Source organism: Haloferax sp. Atlit-6N (genome assembly GCF_003383195.1).
Taxonomy (GTDB): Archaea; Halobacteriota; Halobacteria; order Halobacteriales; family Haloferacaceae; genus Haloferax; species Haloferax gibbonsii.
This window is the reverse complement of sequence record NZ_QEQJ01000342.1, coordinates 1-454: the sequence shown is the minus strand read 5'-3', so window position 1 is coordinate 454 and position 454 is coordinate 1. Positions and strand designations below refer to the sequence as shown.

Sequence of the window (454 nt, the reverse complement as noted above, 5' to 3'; positions counted from 1 at the left end):
GTTCGCCCGAATCAATCAGGTGGACCTCCTGGGCGACTTGATTTTGAAAGCGTTCAGCAACGCGATTCCGGAAAAGACCGCCGCCGGCTCCGGGCCCCACTGTTACTTCATCAGTTACTCTGGCGTGGACGAAAACGACGAGTACTGGGTGTACATCGAGGTCAACGAGAGTGCCTACGGTGGGCGTCCCGACTCGGACGGACTGGATGCCGTCGACGCACTGGTGCACAACACCCAGAATCGACCAGTCGAAGACATCGAACTCTCACATCCTCTCCGCATCGAACACTACCGGCTGCGTGAGGGGAGTCACGGAGCGGGCGAGCACCGTGGCGGCCACGGCCACGAGCGAATGGTGAAATTCCTCAGTGATTCGACGATCACTATCGAGGGCGACGGCAACAAATACGGCTCCTGGGGATACGACGGCGGTAAAGGAGCCCCATCCGGTGAA

1 protein-coding gene is annotated in these 454 nt (G+C 59.5%); it reads left to right on the top strand.

Features of this window, described 5'->3' with window-relative positions; all coding sequences use genetic code 11:
* Window positions 1-19 precede the first annotated feature (19 nt).
* The coding region (locus DEQ92_RS22655; protein ID WP_199522988.1) for a hydantoinase B/oxoprolinase family protein at window positions 20-454 on the top strand (435 nt) is incomplete at its 3' end.